Below are 17,644 nucleotides of genomic sequence, written 5' to 3'. Positions count from 1 at the left end.
TAAGGAGAATTATGGCGGAACTATCTATTGATCCCGCCCTGATACGCAAGGCACTCGACGGGTTTGTTGACTCGTATAAGCCTACTGACATGCCAACGCAAGAAGTTGGCTATGTTGTTACGGCTGGTGACGGCATTGCGCACGTAGCTGGATTGTCCGGCTGCATGGCAAACGAGCTGCTCACATTCGAGAACGATACCTTGGGTCTTGCGTTCAACCTTGATGCGCACGAAATCGGCGTCGTTATTCTCGGCGATTTTACAGGCATTGAGGAAGGGCAGGAAGTATACCGCACAGGCGAGGTGTTGTCTGTGCCGGTTGGTGACGCTTATCTTGGTCGTACTGTGGATCCGTTGGGTAATCCAATCGATGGTTTGGGTGCGATTGAGTGCAATGAGCGTCGTATTCTTGAAGCCCAGGCTCCAGACGTTATTCACCGTCATCCAGTCGATGAGCCATTGTCTACTGGTTTGAAGGCTATTGACGCAATGACGCCAATAGGTCGTGGTCAGCGCCAGTTGATTATTGGTGACCGTCAAACAGGTAAGACTGCAATCGCAATAGATACGATTATTAACCAGCGTGCTAACTGGGAAACTGGAGATCCAAAGAAACAGGTTCGCTGCATTTATGTAGCAATCGGTCAAAAGGGTTCTACTATTGCTTCAGTGCGTCAAAGCCTTGAAGAAGCAGGAGCTATGAAGTACACCACAATCGTGGCAAGCCCAGCTTCTGATTCTGCAGGTTTTAAATACATTGCACCTTACACTGGTTCTGCAATCGGTCAGCACTGGATGTATAACGGCAAGCACGTTTTGATTGTTTTCGATGATCTGTCGAAACAAGCAGAAGCATACCGTTCAATTTCCTTGCTTTTGCGTCGTCCACCTGGGCGTGAAGCTTACCCAGGCGACGTGTTCTACTTGCACTCTCGTCTGCTTGAACGTTGTGCTAAGCTTTCTGACGATTTGGGTGGCGGTTCTATGACCGGTCTTCCAATTATCGAAACCAAGGCAAACGATGTTTCTGCATACATTCCAACCAACGTGATTTCTATCACCGATGGTCAGATCTTCTTGCAGTCTGATTTGTTCAATGCCGGTCAGCGTCCAGCAGTAGACGTTGGTATTTCCGTGTCTCGTGTTGGTGGTGCAGCTCAGGCTAAGGCTTTGAAGAAAGTCTCCGGCATGTTGAAGATTTCTTTGGCTCGTTACAAGTCTTTGGAATCCTTCGCAATGTTCGCTTCTGATTTGGATGCAGCCTCAAAGGCGCAGCTTACTCGTGGTGCTCGTTTGACTGAGCTACTTAAGCAGAAGCAGTTCTCTCCTCGAGCAATGGAGCAAGAAGTTGTTTCTGTGTGGGCTGGTACTCATGGCAAGCTTGACGATATTCCTGTGAAGGATGTGTTGCGTTTCGAAAGCGAATTGTTGGATTACTTGGATAAGGGAACCGACATTTTGCAAGTAATTCGCGATACTGAAGACTTCACTAAGGAAACTGAAGCTAAGCTTGATGCAGCCATTGATGATTTCCGTAGGACGTTTAAGACATCTGCTGGCAAGCCTTTGATTGTAAAGGATTCTTTGCCGCCGGCTGAAAACCCTGCTCCTGTTGAGAAGGAACAGCTCGTAGCTAAGCCGAAAGCAGACAGTCGCGAGCCTGAGGGGAAGTAGCGTATGTCCTCCCAACTTGCATTGAAATCGAGAATTATTTCCACACAGTCTTTGGGTAAAATCTTTAAGGCTCAGGAAATGATTGCGTCTTCTCATATCGCTAAAGCGCGAGATATTGCGCTTAATGCTAAGCCTTATAGTGACGCAATTTTCGATGCCGTGCAGGCGTTGGTAGCTCATCACGAAGCAAATATTAAGCATCCTATTTTTGGTAAAGAGCATGCTGGCAATCGTGTAGCAGTTTTAGCTCTTACTTCTGATCGTGGTATGGCAGGTGCGTTTACGTCTTCGATTATTCGTGAGACTGAAGCACTTCTTGCAAAACTCGATGCAGAAGGTAAGCATGCAGAACTGTACGTGTACGGTCGACGCGGTGCAACTTACTACAAGTATCGCAATCGCGATGTGGCAGGTACTTGGGAAGGTTCTACTGACCACCCAGACGTTACTATTGCTGAAAAGATTTCCGATACTTTAATGGACGCTTATATGACGCCGGAAGCAGAAGGCGGAGTTTCGGAACTGTATATTGTGTTCACTGAATTTATAAATATGGTGAGGCAAAAAGTTCGTACGTTGCGCATGCTGCCAGTTGAGCTGATTCCTTTGAAGGACGGTGAAGAGTTTTCTATGCATCGTCCTGACTATGAAGCAGCTTCTGGTCCTTCAGCAGCATTGTCGTCTACGAGCGCAGTTTCGGCTCGTGAAGAAGCAGTGAGCCGCAGCAATCCAGAAGCTGTGGAGTATTGCTTCGAACCAAGCCCGGATGAAGTATTGGATGCTGTTTTGCCGAAGTATATTCAGTCTCGTATTCACGAGTGCTTACTTACTTCTGCTGCTTCCGAAACGGCAAGCAGACAGAACGCTATGCATACGGCTACAGATAACGCCCGCAATTTGGTGGATGATTTGACAAGAAAGCTTAATGCTTCTCGTCAGGCATCCATTACTCAAGAACTTACCGAAATTATCGGCAGCGCTGATGCGCTGAATAATGAGGAGGATTAGGAGCATATGGCTGAAAATCAGACCACAGCGCCTCCAGAAGCTGAGCAGGAGGTCGATCCAACAGCTGGTCGCGTAACCCGCGTTCAGGGTTCCGTGATTGACGTTGAATTCCCGGTCGGCTATCTGCCGGATATTTACAATGCTCTCAAAGTCGATATCAACACCGTTGGAAACACCGAGGGAGATACCGTCCACGAGATTACGCTGGAAGTTGAGCAGCACCTTGGTGATTCGACTGTGCGTGCAGTTGCTTTAAAGCCTACTGACGGTTTGGTTCGTGGTGCTTTAGTGCGAGATACTGGCGGCCCAATCTCTGTACCTGTTGGTGATGTTACTAAGGGTCACGTGTTCGATGTTACAGGCAACATTTTGAATGCTAAGCCTGGCGAGCACATTGAAGTAACTGAGCGTTGGCCAATTCACCGTAACCCACCTGCTTTTGATCAGCTTGAGTCTAAGACTCAGATGTTCGAAACTGGTATTAAGGTTATCGATTTGCTTACCCCTTACGTTCAGGGCGGTAAAATTGGTCTGTTCGGTGGTGCAGGCGTTGGTAAAACTGTGTTGATTCAGGAAATGATTCAGCGCGTTGCTCAGAATCACGGTGGTGTGTCTGTGTTTGCTGGCGTTGGCGAACGTACCCGTGAAGGTAACGATTTGATTGGCGAAATGGCTGATGCTGGCGTTTTGGAGAAAACAGCGCTTGTCTTTGGTCAGATGGATGAGCCTCCTGGGACTCGTCTTCGCGTGCCTCTTACCGCTTTGACTATGGCTGAGTACTTCCGCGATGTGCAGAATCAGGATGTGTTGCTGTTCATCGATAACATATTCCGCTTTACTCAGGCTGGTTCTGAGGTTTCCACGCTGCTTGGTCGTATGCCTTCCGCAGTTGGTTACCAGCCAAACTTGGCAGATGAAATGGGTGCATTACAGGAGCGTATTACTTCTACGCGCGGCCATTCCATTACGTCACTTCAGGCTATTTACGTTCCTGCAGATGATTACACTGATCCTGCACCTGCAACAACCTTTACGCACTTGGATGCAACTACTGAGCTTTCGCGTGATATTGCAGCTAAGGGTATTTACCCAGCTGTGGATCCTTTGACTTCTACTTCTAGAATTTTGGATCCGCGTTACGTTGGTCAGGCTCATTATGATTGCGCGAACCGCGTTAAGGCTATTTTGCAGCGTAACAAGGAGCTTCAGGACATCATCGCTTTGATTGGTATCGATGAGCTTGGTGAGGAAGATAAGACTACTGTCAGCCGCGCTCGTAAGATTGAGCAGTTCCTTGGTCAGAACTTCTATGTGGCTGAAAAGTTCACTGGCCGTCCAGGTTCTTATGTGCCAGCAGACGAAACCATTGAGGCATTCACTCGCATTTGCGATGGTGTTTACGATGAGATTCCTGAGCAGGCATTCTCTGGTATCGGTGGCATTGATGATCTTGAGCGTCGTTGGCACGATATGCAGCAAGAGTTTGGTGCGTGATTATGTCGGAGAAGCAAGTAAAATCGCTGCACGTTAGTGTGGTGGCAGCCAGGCATCCTGTTTGGGAAGGTGACGCCAAGTTTGTGGTTATTCCTTCTGTGAATGGCGCAATGGGCGTGCTTCCTGGACATGAGGCTGTGCTTGCGTTGATTGATCACGGTTTTGTGAAGGTTGACGATTTGAAGGGTGTGCGTCACGTTTTTAAAGTGACAGATGGCTTCTACTCGGTTGACTCTGACAATATTACGATTGCTGTTGAGCATAGTTGTAACGTTGATAAAGACGGCAACGTGCTGCCTAACGCTAAGGTGATTTAAGGTTGCTTTTGTTGCTTATGTAAGTTTGTTGCTTTTGTAAGTTTATGAACTTGTGTAAGCAAGGTAATCTCTTCTAAGGCAGGAGTTTGGGATATTCTCAAGCTCCTGCCTTTTTGTTTTTATAGCGCATTTGTAAAGAAAATAGATCTCAGAGGCGAAGCACTGTTACTAACTCAGCTAACGAACTGAGAAAGTAACGGTGATTGGCAAAACACTGTTAAAAACTCAGTTAGCCGACTGAGAAAGTAACGCTCACAAACGAAACGACGTGTTTGTTTCGAGCAGCCATTGCGCTATGTCTATTACGCGGATTCCTTCAATGTCGTAAGAATCGTGACGAGTGTTTGCAAGCAGATTTGCACTTTCACTTTCAAAACTGTAAAATTTTTTCACTTTTGAAAGTGAGTGCCTATTTGCGTTCGCGTGAAGGCTCTTTCTTTTCGCATCTTTCGATCGCGTTCTGTTTATTGGGTTCTTCGGCTTGTGCGAATATCGTTTCATTTCGCAAAATTAAAAAATTTTCAAATTTGCGAAGTGGAGTTTGCTTAGTTTCTCGAAATTGATTTTGCCTGGCATTAAAGCGTGTAAATCATGCTACGCCGAAACGAGTGGCTGTATCTTGCCTATGCTGGATTCGTCAAATCGCAAAATATGCTGTAATCAAAATGCATTGCGAATAGTAAAATAGTACGTAGTTATTTTTGATTTTTGAGCGGGTTCTGGCAGGGAGAAGAAATGATTGATAAAGAAACGCAACGTAGGCGTCAAGAAAATTTGGGTCTTGCAATAGCTTCAGGCAAACTTGAAGGCAATTCGCCTTCAAAAGAGTTTCTTTATGACGCAAATCAATATGCTAATGGTCTTATAAGTAGCAGTGAATTTGTTGCTAGAATGCGTTCTAGATATGGCGTGATGGATTAAGTTATTGGGTTGTGTGTCGTGGAAACAGTTTTTGACCCTTATCTTATTCCTCACACAAGGGTATTGAAGAACAAATCTAATATAAATAATCAGATTGAATTAGATAAATATGAGAACGATGCTGTTCTCACAAGATGTTCTATTTTGTACGAAAACTTGCCACATGTTGAAGGAACTGTTAAACAATTGCAGTGGATTCATCATTATCTTTTCCAAGATGTTTACGATTGGGCTGACCAGATTCGCACTATAGACATGACTAAAGGCGGCGGCGAACCGTTTCATCCGCTTGAATACATGGGTGTTGGGATTTGTTACTGTGAGCAAACGCTTAAAAATGATAATTTATTGCAAGGTTTATCTATTGATGAGTTTATTAGTAAGCTAAGCGTAAATTACAATAATTTTAATGTTTTGCACCCATTTCGTGAGGGCAATGGTAGAACACGGCGCGTTTTTTGGGATATAGTTGCGAGAGATGCTGGATACCATTTTGATTGGGGATTAATAACTCAGCGCGTTAACGACGAAGCTTCAATCCAGGCTAAAGATGCTAACGATACGAAGCTTCTTGAGGATATGTTCCACATTATTACAAAGCCTTTGAATGTTGAGCTTTTAGCTCAGCAGCAGTTTGCGCATCTTGTTGAAGAAGAATACGAATATGCGCCGAATGTGGCTAGTGTTTTGCAAGATAAGGATTACGCGGCGTATAAAACGTGTTACGGCATAGATTGAATTTAGCGTTTGAGTATTGCGAACGCCGAAACGAGTGGTGTGATGTTGCCAATGCTTCCGATGTTTCTATAGCGCGTTTTTGCCAAAATGTCGGTATAGACGAATGTTTTTTGCTCTCTATGCCTTCATTTTGGCAAAATGTCGGTATAGAACATGTCTTTCTGTAAACCATGACGACATTTTGCTATTTTGTGGCTTTTGGTGGATATTATTGTGGTTTTTGATGATTGATAGAGTGTTTGATGTTGGGAGTGAAGCAAGCGATGTTTAGGAATGTAATGGCGTTTGAGCGCGCGCTTGGAACGGGAATTATTATTTCTAGCAGCGTGCCGATTTCGCAGCGCGTGCAGAAGAAGATTCGTGCTTTTATTGAAGAGTATGAGCGTACACTTTCTAGGTTTCGTGCAGATTCGCTAGTTTCGCGCATGGCTAGTGCGGAGCATGGCGGCGAGTTTGAGTTTCCAACGTGGGCTCAGCCTCTTTTTGCTCTTTATAGCGAGTTTTACGCTGCTACGCACGGTGCTTTCGACGCGTGCATTGGCGCGGATTTGCTTGCGCTCGGCTACAACAATTCTGTTCACTTTATTCCGCAATCGGCAGCTGGCTTAGGTAAGAATGAGAATAGTAGCAGTGACAGTTGGTCTAACTATCGCCGCGCTTTGCCAATTACGTGGGCAGATATTTCGCAAGGTGGCGGCAGTACAACGCTTTGCACAAATCAGCCAGTGCAGCTTGATTTTGGTGCAGCTGGAAAGGGCTATTTTGTAGATCTTGTAACACAGATTATTAAAGAGGAGCTTAGCGGAGATTCGCGTGCTGATTTTGATTTTCTTGTAAACGCTGGCGGAGATATGCGCGCTTGTTTTAGCGAAGAGAATAATCAAATAAAAGTTGCTCTGGAAAATCCGTTTGACACAACTCAAGCAGTTGGAGTGGCGTCAATTGCAAGCGGAGCGTTGTGCGCTTCGTCTAGTGCAAGAAGGCGTTGGAAAGTAAAAGACGCAAATGACTTTGAGTCTAATTTAATTGCGACTCACTTGATTAATGCGCTTGATGGCATTCCTGCTTGCGATTTATGCGCAAGCTGGGCGTATGTGCCTAGCAAAACTTGCGATTTTCCAACAGCTTATGCCGATGCGCTCGCAACGGCATTGTTTGTATCGCAAGAAAGCAATTTGCAAAAAATCCTGCAAACTACCAGTGCTGAGTTTGCTGTAATCTCGCCAAATCATGCGCTTCGCAAAACGCGTGCATTCCCAGCGCACTTTTTTGCTGAATGATGCTGAATAATGCAGGATAATGCCAACTAATGCCCAATAATGACTATGCAAGTTAGCTGGCTTGCAAGAATCGAAGCTAGACGCAAGCGATGCGAGTAGCGTTGCTGCTGATTGTGCGCGTTTACAGTAGAATATTAAAGAACGCTTATTTAATTATTGCGTAATTATTGCGTAATTATTGCGTTTATTTAATTATGGCGCATACGCGTGCACAAATTGCACAAATAGGGAGCAACAAAATGGACACTCGCAAAGAAGAAGAACGCGCGGAATTGCATCGCACGATTTGGAAGATTGCCGATGATTTGCGAGGTTCTGTTGATGGCTGGGACTTCAAAGCATACGTATTGTGCACAATGTTTTATCGCTATATTTCCGAGAATTTATGCGATTATATTAATAAAGATGAGCATGAATCTGAAGGCGGCGATCCAAACTTTGATTATGCAAAAATAAGCGATGAAGATGCTGAGCCTCTTCGCGGTGAAATGATTAGTGAAAAAGGCTTCTTTATACTTCCTAGCGAGCTGTTTTGCAATGTGTTGAAGCGTGCTCCTCAAGATAGTGATTTAAACGAAACATTAAGTCGTGTGTTCCGCAATATTGAAGCTTCTTCTCAAGGCACTGATTCGTCTGGTGATTTTAAGGGATTATTCTCCGATTACGATGTGAATAACATTAAGCTTGCAGATACTGTTGAAGGCCGCAATAAGCGTTTTGTTAAGTTATTACAAGTGATTAGTGAGATGAAGCTTGGCAGTGTAAACAACAACGTGATTGAGGCTTTTGGTGACGCTTACGAGTATTTGATGGGCTTGTACGCTTCTAACGCTGGCAAGTCTGGTGGCGAATACTTTACGCCTGCAGAAGTTTCAATGCTGCTCACGCGCCTTGGAACAGTTGGAAAATCAAGCATTTCAGACGTATACGATCCCGCGTGCGGTTCTGGCTCGCTTCTGCTAAAGGCCAAAAAAGTGCTAGGCATTGAAAATATTAATGGCGGTTTTTACGGTCAAGAAAAGAACGTTACTAGCTACAATTTGTGCCGCATGAACATGTTTTTGCACGATGTGAATTTTAACAAGTTTGAGATTACTTGTGGTGATACTCTTATAAATCCGCAAATCGATGCTAATAAAAAGTTTGAGCTAGTTGTTTCTAATCCGCCTTATTCCACGAGTTGGGAGGGGGATTCTAATCCGTTGATGATTAACGATCCTCGTTTTGCTCCAGCTGGAGTTCTTGCTCCAAAAAGCAAGGCAGATATGGCGTTTGTGTTGCACTGCTTAGCGCATCTGGCGGAAGATGGTGCTGCTGCTATTGTTTGCTTCCCTGGAATCATGTACCGCGGTGGAGCTGAGCAAAAGATTCGCCAATATTTAGTTGAGCATAATGCTGTTGATTGCGTGATTCAACTTCCGAGCAACTTGTTCTTTGGCACTTCGATTGCTACGTGCATTATGGTTTTGCGCAAAAACAAGCAAAACGATACTTCCATATTGTTTGTTGACGCGAGTAAAGAGTTTGTAAAGTCAACGAATAGTAACAAGCTTTCGGACGAGAACATTGAGCAGATCGTTAAGTGGTACACTTCTAGGCAAGATGTGGAGCACATTGCGCACGTAGCGTCTTTGGAAGAAGTGGAATCCAATAAATACAATCTTTCCGTTTCTACATACGTTGAAGCAGAAGATACTCGAGAGAAGATTGATATTACGGAGCTTAACGCGCAAATTGCGTCGGTTTGCGCTCGCGAGCAAGAGTTGCGCGAACAGATTGAGAAGATTGTAAGCGAGATTGAAGCTGGCGATGTTAACTTTGATAATAGCGAGGTGGCTCAATGACTAGCAAACTTGAGGAGTTAATCGCTGAGCTTTGCCCGAATGGTGTAGAGTATAAGGCACTAAGTGAAGTGTCAGATATGAAGCGTGGTACGACTGTTACAAAAAAGAGTGTTAATCCTGGGGATATCCCTGTGATTTCTGGAGGTCGTGAACCTGCCTATTATTGCGATATTTCTAATCGAAATGGCGAAACTATCACTGTTGCTGGAAGTGGTGCTGGAGCAGGGTTTGTACAATACTGGGATAAACCTATTTTTGTTTGCGATGCTTTTTCTGTTAAAGGTGTAGATGATTTAACGTCAACTAAATTTTTGTATTATGTTTTGCTTAGTAAGCAGGAAGCTATTTATGCTACGAAAAAAGGTGGCGGCGTACCACATGTGCATATTTCAAGCATAAAAGATTTTGAAATCCCAGTGCCGCCTCTGGAGGTTCAATCGGAGATTGTGCGGATTTTAGATACGTTTACAGAGCTTACAGCAGAGCTTACAGCAGAGCTTACAGCAGAGCTTACAGCTCGTAAAAAGCAATACGAGTATTATCGAGATACCTTGCTCACCTTCAACGATAATAATCCTCTACACTCGCTTATATCACGCTACTGCCCAAACGGTGTGGAGTATAAGAAACTCGGTGATGTATGCGATTTTGTCAGAGGTCCCTTTGGTGGTGCACTGAAAAAGAATATTTTCAAGTCTTCGGGATATGCAGTATATGAACAGCAGCATGCAATTTATAAAAATCTTAATTTTCGCTATTTTATAGATGAAAAGAAATTTAATGAACTGAAACGATTTTCTGTTAATGCAGGAGATATAATTATTAGCTGTTCTGGAACAATTGGTGAGACATATATTATCCCATGCAATGCTCCGTGTGGTGTAATAAATCAAGCATTATTAAAATTAACCCCAGCAAAAAATATTAATGTTTTTTACTTGCAATATTTTTTCAAAAATAAAATTTCTAAACTTTTGAACGGAATAGCAAGAGGTGGTGCTATAAAGAATGTGCCATCAGTAAATGAATTAAAATCAATAACAATCCCCGTTCCACCTCTAGAAGTACAGCGTCAAATCGTACAAATTCTGGATCGCTTTGACGCATTGTGCAATGATCTAACTCAAGGCTTGCCTGCAGAAATCGAAGCTAGACGCAAGCAATACGAGTATTATCGCGATCAACTCCTAACCTTCAAGCGTGCGTAATGTAGTTATGCACAATTTATGTAAAGTAAACTATAAAAGCGTATTTAGTATTACAATTTACATAAATTACATTTCTAGTGAGACTCGCCGAAGAGATTGAGGAGGTAAAAAATGTCTGATAGACTTGCTGATAACAGCAGCCCCCTAAGCCTACTAACAGTGCTCAAACCTGGGGGTTCTTCTTGTTTTTCAGCTGATTCAAAGCCTCCAAAATCTATTGACGATATGATTCAACTCATGAAAACTCGAGAATTAGTAGTTACAGATGAAAATAATTTAAAAAGTATGCTATATAACTGCAACTACTATAGATTATCTGGGTATTTTCGAGTGTTTCAAGTCGATCCTTCTTCTGGCAATAATCAGTTTAAGCCAGGCAGCAAAGATGTTGATTTTCTTGTGCCGTACAAAATGGATGAAGAATTGCGAACAATTATTCTTAAAGGTACCGCACAAGTAGAGTTAACATTAAGATCTAGATTTGCATATCACGTTGCAAACTCTGGAGGAGCATATACATACCTCAATTCAGATTCGTATATTAAAAAATCTAACATAAGCATAAATAATCTTTTATCTAATATGAATAAATGGCTGGAAAAATCTAACGAAGTTTGTATAAAACATTACAAGAGTAAGAAACAACCTATACCAATATGGGCTGCTGTTGAAGCTTTTCCATTTGATACTATTTCACGAATGATTTCTTTGTACAAAGATACTAATGTGTTGCGAAAACTTTTTGATTCAATGGGGTTAAAAACAGAAATTCGTAAATCTTCTGAAGCAATCCATTCAATAGTTTACTTGCGTAATTTGTGTTCTCATCATTGTAGATTATGGTATAAGGAAACTGTAATATCGACTCCTTCAATTCGTGATGTTAAAAATTCTTCTTTATTAAATGGTTATACGGATAAATCTATTGCTGCAGCATTAGTAAATTTAATGTATTTAGTATCAAAAATAGAAAACAATCATAATTATGAGACTGAAATAAAAGATTTTCTGAATAAAAATGAAGAATATAAAAATGGGATATTTAACCATTTACATTGGAGATAATTTAAATTTGTAGAATATGCAATGCGTTATGTGAGTAAGTAAGAAAGAAGGAAGCAAAATGAAAATCGTGTTAGAGAATCAAGATAGCACTGTAATGTCTACGTTTACGCCGAGCGCGCGCAACGACGGCAGTTATCAAAGCGAAGCACAACTCGAAGAAGAGTTCATTAACATTTTGCAATCCCAAGGCTACGAGTATGCTCACATTCACAACGAGAAAGATCTTATAGCAAACCTTCGCGTGCAGCTTGAAAAGCTCAACGACTATCATTTTTCGAATGACGAGTGGGAAAGATTTTTCAAAGAAAATATTGCAAACAGCACTGACGATATAGTTAAGAAAACAGATGCTATTCAGCGAGATAACGTTAAAATACTCAAAAGAGATGACGGCACAGATAAGAACATTACTATTATTGACAAAGAAAATATTCACAAGAATATTGTGCAAGTAATCAACCAGTATGCTGTTAATGCAAACGATAATGCAAACAATAATGATGCAAATGGTTCTGCGCGTAGCAATCGTTACGATGTGACTGTTCTAGTAAACGGCTTGCCAATGGTTCACATTGAGTTAAAGCGCAGAGGCGTGCCTATTAGAGAAGCGTTCAATCAGATTAACCGTTATGCTCGTGATTCATTTTGGGCTGGAAGTGGTCTATTTGGATACGTGCAAATTTTCGTAATCTCAAACGGCACTGAAACAAAGTATTACTCCAACTCAACTCGCAATAATGCTTACAATGAGCAGAAAAGTAAAGGATCTAGCAAAAGCACAACAAGTAACAGTTTTGAATTTACAAACTATTGGTCCGATGCTCAAAACACTATAATCTCCGACTTATGCGATTTTGCTAGAACATTCTTTGCAAAGCACGTGATTCTTAACATTCTTACAAAATATTGCGTTTTTAATGCAGAAGATTGCTTGATGGTTATGCGTCCATACCAGATTACTGCAGCAGAAAACATAGTGAATCGCGTAAAATACATGTTTGCTAATGCGAACAAAATGCCAGCGTCAGAGCGTCAAAAGGGCGGATATATTTGGCATACTACTGGATCTGGTAAAACGCTAACTAGCTTCAAAACATCGCAGCTAGTAAAAGCTTTGGAAGATGCAGAAGGCAATAATCTTGTTGACAAAGTTTTGTTTGTTGTAGACCGTAAAGATCTTGATTATCAAACAATGAGAGAATACGACAGGTTTGAAAAAGGAGCCGCAAATAGTAACACTTCAACATCTGTGCTTACAAAACAGCTAGAAGACAATACGGAAGAATGCAGGCTTATTATAACCACTATTCAAAAGCTTAGTAGATTTATAAGCATCAACCAAAGTCATGAAATTTACAAAAAGCGCATAGTGTTTATTTTTGACGAATGCCACAGAAGTCAGTTTGGAGGCATGCATGCAGATATTGTAAAACACTTTAAAAATGCTCTGCTTTTTGGGTTTACTGGCACGCCAATTTTTGAAGCGAACGCTGCTGGCTCCGACGCTGCGCATATTTCTACAACCGAGCAAACCTTTGGACCGTGCTTGCACACGTACACAATCATTAACGCGATTAACGATAAAAACGTGTTGCCATTCCGCGTGGAATACGTTGCTACTGTAAAAACGTCTAGTGAGCTGGAAAAAGCAACCGACGAATTGGTTAAAGATATTAATCGACCAGATGTAATTAGTCACCCAGAGCGCGTGCACAATGTTGTTCAATACATTATTGAGCATTTTACTCAAAAAACGTATCGCAACGAGAAAACTTACAAGTACAAGCGCATTCTTAACGTTAAAGAACTTGCTGCAGATAAGCATAATACTTTAGAGGCTAAAAAATCTTCTGAAGCAGTTGACGTAAACGGCTTTAATTCAATCTTTGCTGTTGCAGACATTACTCTTGCAAAAGCGTATTACAACGAGTTCAAAAAGCAACAGCAAAACTTGCCACCAAGCGAACGCTTAAAAGTAGCAACTATTTTCAGCTATGCAGTAAACGAGGGTGAGTCAGATTCTTCGGCGTACGCCAACGGCATGGGTTCTCTTGGAGAAGAAAATTCCGAAAGTACTGCAAAGTTAGACGCAAATTCGCAAGAATTCTTGGAAAGCGCAATAAAAGACTATAACGAAATGTTTAATACTACTTACGATGCGTCAAATAACAAATTCCAAAACTATTACAAAGATGTTTCAATTCGCATGAAAAATAAGGAAATTGACGTTTTGATTGTAGTCAACATGTTTCTAACTGGTTTTGATGCAACAACTTTGAACACGCTTTGGGTAGATAAAAATCTTCGCATGCACGGGCTTATTCAAGCGTTTTCGCGCACAAATCGAATCTTAAACTCCGTTAAAACATTCGGAAACATTGTGTGCTTTAGGGATTTGAGTTATAGAGTTGACGAAGCGGTAGCTCTTTTTGGAGATAAAGATGCGCAAGGTATTGTGCTTTGCCCTACGTTTGAGCAGATTTACAACGGTTATATTGACGCTAAAGGAATTGAGCGCTGTGGATACAGTGATCTAGTAAATGAGCTTATGGAAAAGTATCCGCTACAAGGATTCAACATTGTTGGAGAAGAGAATCAGAAAAAGTTTATATCGCTTTTTAGCAATATTTTGCGCTTGCGTAACATGCTGAAAGCTTTTGATCAATTCAAAGGCAAAGAGATAATCAAAGAGCGCGATATGCAAGATTACTTGGGGCATTACCAGGATTTGCATGAAGAGTGGAAGCGCAAAGAGCAAAAAGGCGAGATTGCAGACATTACAGATGACGTTGTGTTTGAGATGGAGCTTGTGCGCCAAGTAGAAGTAAATATTGACTACATTTTGATGCTAGTAGAACATTATCATAGCAAGCATTGTAAAGATAAAAATGTTCTTGCCTCTATTAGGGTTGCGGTTGACTCTAGCCCGCAGTTGCGTAGTAAAAAGAAGCTTATTGAAGGGTTTATTGCGCAGCTTAACGAGAATGAGCTTGATAAGCTTGTGGATTCTGAAGGTAACATTACCGTTTACGATTCTAACGGCAACAAGTTGAGCATTGTAGATTGCTGGAGCGAGTATGTTGAGAAAAAGTATAATCATGATTTGGAGCAACTCGTGCAAAGCGAAGGATTAAACGATGCTTTGACTCGCAAGTTTATGGAGAAATCTTTTAGTGCTGGCGAAGTAAGTGAGCTTGGTACAGACATTAATGATTTAATGCCTAGAATGAGCAGATTTGGCGCTGCGGCTAAGGCGCGCGCTGAGAAGAAAAGTCGCATTGTAGAAAGTATGAGAAACATGTTTAATGAGTTTGTTGGGCTTATTGGCTTTTCTCAATACGATTCGCAAAAAGATTGATAATTATCGTTATCAATATCATTTTTGTAATATTTGCGAGTTTTTTGCGCCGAACTATATCAATCTACATGATATGTCGATATTATGTACCTGTGGGGCCTTTGTAATGGCAAGTTTTAGTTGGGTGCGCTCAATTTGGGGTAGAGCGCGTAGATATGCAGGAAATGCGTTAACGCAAAAGGCGTAAAACGCGTGAGAAGTGCGGAATCGCAAGAAGACGCGGAAGAACGCGAGGAGATGTTATGCGCGCGTATGTAAAAGTGCGCCGAATTATTCGTGACTCGGCTGCACTGATTCTGGCTGTGTGCATGTTGGTGGGTTGCATAGTGAGCTCGTTTGCTACAACTATTCCAGCTTTTGCAACAGATGCAGATCGTTCGTATACTAGCTGGACAGAAGTTTCTAAAGCAATCGACAAAGAATTGCTACAAGGTCAATCAGAATACAATAGTGGCAACAATTCTGGAGCTGCAACTCGATTTGAAGCAGCATACAATTCCGTTTATGTTGCTTCTAACATGATTACGGTTGTGCGAGATGCAATTGGGCAGAATAAAGTTCAGGCACAAACTGATCAATTCCAGCAGCTGCAAACGCTTGTATACCAGCAAAATCAAGGTTCACAAATAAGTGCTGTTTCAACGGCTCTTTCAGTGGATGTTGCACAAACTGCATCTAGTCTCGATGCCAACTTAAAAGTGGATAAGCCAAATGTTTATGCACAAAAGTTGCGTGCGCAAATTAAAGCAGAGCGCAAAAAGCTAGATGCTGCAAAAAAGAAAAACCTTGGACGTAATGGTCGTACGTGGGGTCAAGTTGCTCGAGAAATGAACGTTATTCTCGACAAATCTGTTGCAAAATACAAGTCTGCAAAAGGTAATAAAACTCAAGTAGCAACAGCAGTTGATTTAATTAACGAAGCCTATTACCAGTATTACGAAAAGCTCGGTTTTGAAAAGAACGTAATGAACGCAATAAGTGGTAGTCGCGTTTCGACTGTCGAATATCAATTCAAAGAGTGCCGCCAAACAATGAACAACGGTGCAACTGTTGAGCAAGCTAAAAAGTTCGTAACGGATCTTAAAGCGATGCTTATTGAAGACGCAGCAAAATTAGACAAAGGTGCATCTTCAAGCGCAAATCCATTTATGCAATTCATAACTAGCTCATTTGGTCAAGCTTTCGTGATTTTGCTTCGTGAAGGTTTGGAAGCGCTGCTAGTTGTTGCAGCAATTATTGCATACCTTGTTAAATCCGGTCACAAGAATATGGTGAAGTATATTTACCTAGGTATTGCGGCTGGAATTGTGGCATCTCTTGCTGTAGCTGCACTATTCGGCTTGCTATTTAATGGCTCTGGTCCGCAGCAGGAGATTACAGAAGGCGTTGTTGCATTGTTCGCAATGCTTATGCTGCTTTACACGAGTAACTGGATGATTTCTAGATCTTCAGTGCAAGCATGGAATAAGTATATTAGTGAGCAAACAACGGCAGCAGTTTCTAAGGGAAGCTTGGTTTCTTTAGCGTTATTGAGTTTCCTTGCGGTGTTCCGCGAAGGTGCTGAAACTGTAATCTTCTATCAAGCAATCTTTGCAGTTTCAAACGGAGCTGACTCTATGATTTGGGGAGGCTTCATTTCCGCTGCTGCAGTTCTTGTAGTGATATTCTTGCTGATTCGTTTCGCATCTGTGCACATACCAATTCGCCCATTCTTTACTGGAACAAGTGCTCTTATGTCTGTTCTCGTAGTGATTTTTGCAGGCGGTGGTGTGCACGCGTTAATCGAGGGCGATGCTCTCGAAGGAATGTATATTCAAGGCTTGCCAACTAACGATTGGCTTGGGTTCTATCCGTATGTTGAGACGATTGTTGCTCAAATTGTGGCAGCAATTGTTGTGATTTCATTGCTTTGCGTATCTATTGCGCGAAGTCGTGAGAAACGCGCGATAGAAAATAAATAAGCAAAACAACAAATAACCAACTAATAAATAATTAATAAACAACCAATAACAACAATTAAATAAAAATAACTAACAACAAACACAGAAGGTTAGATATGAAGAATAATAAAATGACAGCAATTGCAGCTTTAGCTCTTGCTGGACTGCTTGCGCTCGCTGGATGCGGTTCCAATGGCAATTCAGCTAAAACTGATGCTAAGTCACAAGCAACCGAGCAGAAGGCTGATAACAAGTCTGATGACAAGGGCGGCGATAAGGGCTTTGAGGAGGTTCCAGTTGGTCCTCACCAAGATCAGAACATTGGACCTCTTACTATTGGTGCCGTGTACTTCCAGCCAGTGGACATGGTTCCAGCTGGTATGGGCTTGAAGGCAAGCGAAGCAAGCTTCCACCTTGAAGCCGATATCCACGCTAACCAAAAAGGTACAAAGCTTGGCTACGGTAAGGGCGAGTTCATTCCAGATTTGACTGTGAATTATGAGATTGTCGATAAGGCAAGCGGCGAATCCGTTGGTAAGGGCACGTTTATGCAGATGAACGCTTCCGATGGTCCTCACTACGGTGCAAACGTTAAGCTTGACAAAGCTGGAAATTACAAGCTCGTGCTTTCTATTGAATCCCCAGAAAAGAAGGGTTGGATGCTTCACGTCGATCCTGCTACCGGCGTAACCGGTCGCTTCTGGACTGAGCCAATTAAGGCAACCTTCGACGATTGGAAGTACACTCCTCGTCAATGGTAGTGATAGCTAGTTAATAATTAGCGATTAATTAATAATT

At 42.1% G+C, this 17,644-nt stretch carries 13 protein-coding genes; all 13 read left to right on the top strand.

The window, feature by feature from the left end:
- Window positions 1–11 precede the first annotated feature (11 nt).
- The 13 genes from atpA to P0108_RS01610 all read left to right on the top strand — a co-directional run bounded on the left by atpA (window position 12) and on the right by P0108_RS01610 (window position 17,607).
- Window positions 12–1,673: a F0F1 ATP synthase subunit alpha gene (gene atpA / locus P0108_RS01670; protein ID WP_004574171.1), complete on the top strand. Its 1,662-nt coding sequence runs from the start codon at window positions 12–14 to the stop codon at window positions 1,671–1,673.
- A gap of 3 nt (window positions 1,674–1,676) precedes the next feature.
- Window positions 1,677–2,681, top strand: coding sequence for a F0F1 ATP synthase subunit gamma (locus P0108_RS01665; RefSeq protein ID WP_473730704.1), 1,005 nt, complete (start codon window positions 1,677–1,679; stop codon window positions 2,679–2,681).
- A gap of 6 nt (window positions 2,682–2,687) precedes the next feature.
- A complete protein-coding gene (gene atpD, locus P0108_RS01660; RefSeq protein WP_004109936.1) occupies window positions 2,688–4,175 on the top strand; it encodes a F0F1 ATP synthase subunit beta in 1,488 nt (495 codons plus the stop codon).
- Window positions 4,176–4,177: 2 nt separating this feature from the next.
- A complete protein-coding gene (locus P0108_RS01655) occupies window positions 4,178–4,492 on the top strand; it encodes a F0F1 ATP synthase subunit epsilon (protein WP_033888552.1) in 315 nt (104 codons plus the stop codon).
- 735 nt (window positions 4,493–5,227) lie between these two features.
- Entirely contained in the window at window positions 5,228–5,413 is a 186-nt protein-coding gene (locus tag P0108_RS01650; protein ID WP_473730703.1) for an antitoxin VbhA family protein, read from the top strand.
- An 18-nt stretch (window positions 5,414–5,431) separates the two neighbouring features.
- Complete coding sequence (locus tag P0108_RS01645) at window positions 5,432–6,151, top strand: Fic/DOC family protein (protein WP_473730702.1); 720 nt, start codon at window positions 5,432–5,434, stop codon at window positions 6,149–6,151.
- A 278-nt stretch (window positions 6,152–6,429) separates the two neighbouring features.
- The gene (locus P0108_RS01640) at window positions 6,430–7,431 is read left to right on the top strand and encodes an FAD:protein FMN transferase (RefSeq protein WP_064621451.1); all 1,002 of its coding nucleotides are present in this window, start codon (window positions 6,430–6,432) and stop codon (window positions 7,429–7,431) included.
- A gap of 239 nt (window positions 7,432–7,670) precedes the next feature.
- Window positions 7,671–9,275 (top strand): type I restriction-modification system subunit M, encoded by a 1,605-nt coding sequence (locus tag P0108_RS01635; protein WP_473730701.1) that lies wholly within the window; start codon window positions 7,671–7,673, stop codon window positions 9,273–9,275.
- Window positions 9,272–10,483, top strand: coding sequence for a restriction endonuclease subunit S (locus P0108_RS01630; RefSeq protein ID WP_464400512.1), 1,212 nt, complete (start codon window positions 9,272–9,274; stop codon window positions 10,481–10,483). The genes P0108_RS01635 and P0108_RS01630 overlap by 4 nt, the downstream gene beginning before the upstream one ends.
- A 111-nt stretch (window positions 10,484–10,594) precedes the next feature.
- Window positions 10,595–11,548 (top strand): Abi family protein, encoded by a 954-nt coding sequence (locus tag P0108_RS01625; RefSeq protein ID WP_075038442.1) that lies wholly within the window; start codon window positions 10,595–10,597, stop codon window positions 11,546–11,548.
- Between the two features lie 58 nt (window positions 11,549–11,606).
- Window positions 11,607–14,906: a type I restriction endonuclease subunit R gene (locus P0108_RS01620; RefSeq protein WP_473730700.1), complete on the top strand. Its 3,300-nt coding sequence runs from the start codon at window positions 11,607–11,609 to the stop codon at window positions 14,904–14,906.
- A 242-nt stretch (window positions 14,907–15,148) separates the two neighbouring features.
- Complete coding sequence (locus P0108_RS01615) at window positions 15,149–16,867, top strand: FTR1 family iron permease (RefSeq protein WP_119504612.1); 1,719 nt, start codon at window positions 15,149–15,151, stop codon at window positions 16,865–16,867.
- A gap of 95 nt (window positions 16,868–16,962) precedes the next feature.
- Window positions 16,963–17,607, top strand: coding sequence for an iron transporter (locus P0108_RS01610; protein ID WP_119504611.1), 645 nt, complete (start codon window positions 16,963–16,965; stop codon window positions 17,605–17,607).
- Window positions 17,608–17,644 lie beyond the last annotated feature (37 nt).

It is taken from the genome of Gardnerella sp. c10Ua_244 (assembly GCF_055818055.1).
The sequence above is the reverse complement of the archived record's forward strand: the minus strand, read 5'-3'. Positions and strand labels throughout refer to the sequence as shown.

What these genes read in the sequence shown, in the direction of transcription:
- atpD (WP_004109936.1), top strand. Translation starts at nt 2,688, where the DNA reads ATGGCTGAAAATCAGACCACAGCGCCTCCAGAAGCTGAGCAGGAGGTC.
- atpA (WP_004574171.1), top strand. Translation starts at nt 12, where the DNA reads ATGGCGGAACTATCTATTGATCCCGCCCTGATACGCAAGGCACTCGAC.
- P0108_RS01615 (WP_119504612.1), top strand. Translation starts at nt 15,149, where the DNA reads ATGCGCGCGTATGTAAAAGTGCGCCGAATTATTCGTGACTCGGCTGCA.
- P0108_RS01635 (WP_473730701.1), top strand. Translation starts at nt 7,671, where the DNA reads ATGGACACTCGCAAAGAAGAAGAACGCGCGGAATTGCATCGCACGATT.
- P0108_RS01630 (WP_464400512.1), top strand. Translation starts at nt 9,272, where the DNA reads ATGACTAGCAAACTTGAGGAGTTAATCGCTGAGCTTTGCCCGAATGGT.
- P0108_RS01655 (WP_033888552.1), top strand. Translation starts at nt 4,178, where the DNA reads ATGTCGGAGAAGCAAGTAAAATCGCTGCACGTTAGTGTGGTGGCAGCC.
- P0108_RS01665 (WP_473730704.1), top strand. Translation starts at nt 1,677, where the DNA reads ATGTCCTCCCAACTTGCATTGAAATCGAGAATTATTTCCACACAGTCT.
- P0108_RS01640 (WP_064621451.1), top strand. Translation starts at nt 6,430, where the DNA reads ATGGCGTTTGAGCGCGCGCTTGGAACGGGAATTATTATTTCTAGCAGC.
- P0108_RS01625 (WP_075038442.1), top strand. Translation starts at nt 10,595, where the DNA reads ATGTCTGATAGACTTGCTGATAACAGCAGCCCCCTAAGCCTACTAACA.
- P0108_RS01620 (WP_473730700.1), top strand. Translation starts at nt 11,607, where the DNA reads ATGAAAATCGTGTTAGAGAATCAAGATAGCACTGTAATGTCTACGTTT.
- P0108_RS01650 (WP_473730703.1), top strand. Translation starts at nt 5,228, where the DNA reads ATGATTGATAAAGAAACGCAACGTAGGCGTCAAGAAAATTTGGGTCTT.
- P0108_RS01610 (WP_119504611.1), top strand. Translation starts at nt 16,963, where the DNA reads ATGAAGAATAATAAAATGACAGCAATTGCAGCTTTAGCTCTTGCTGGA.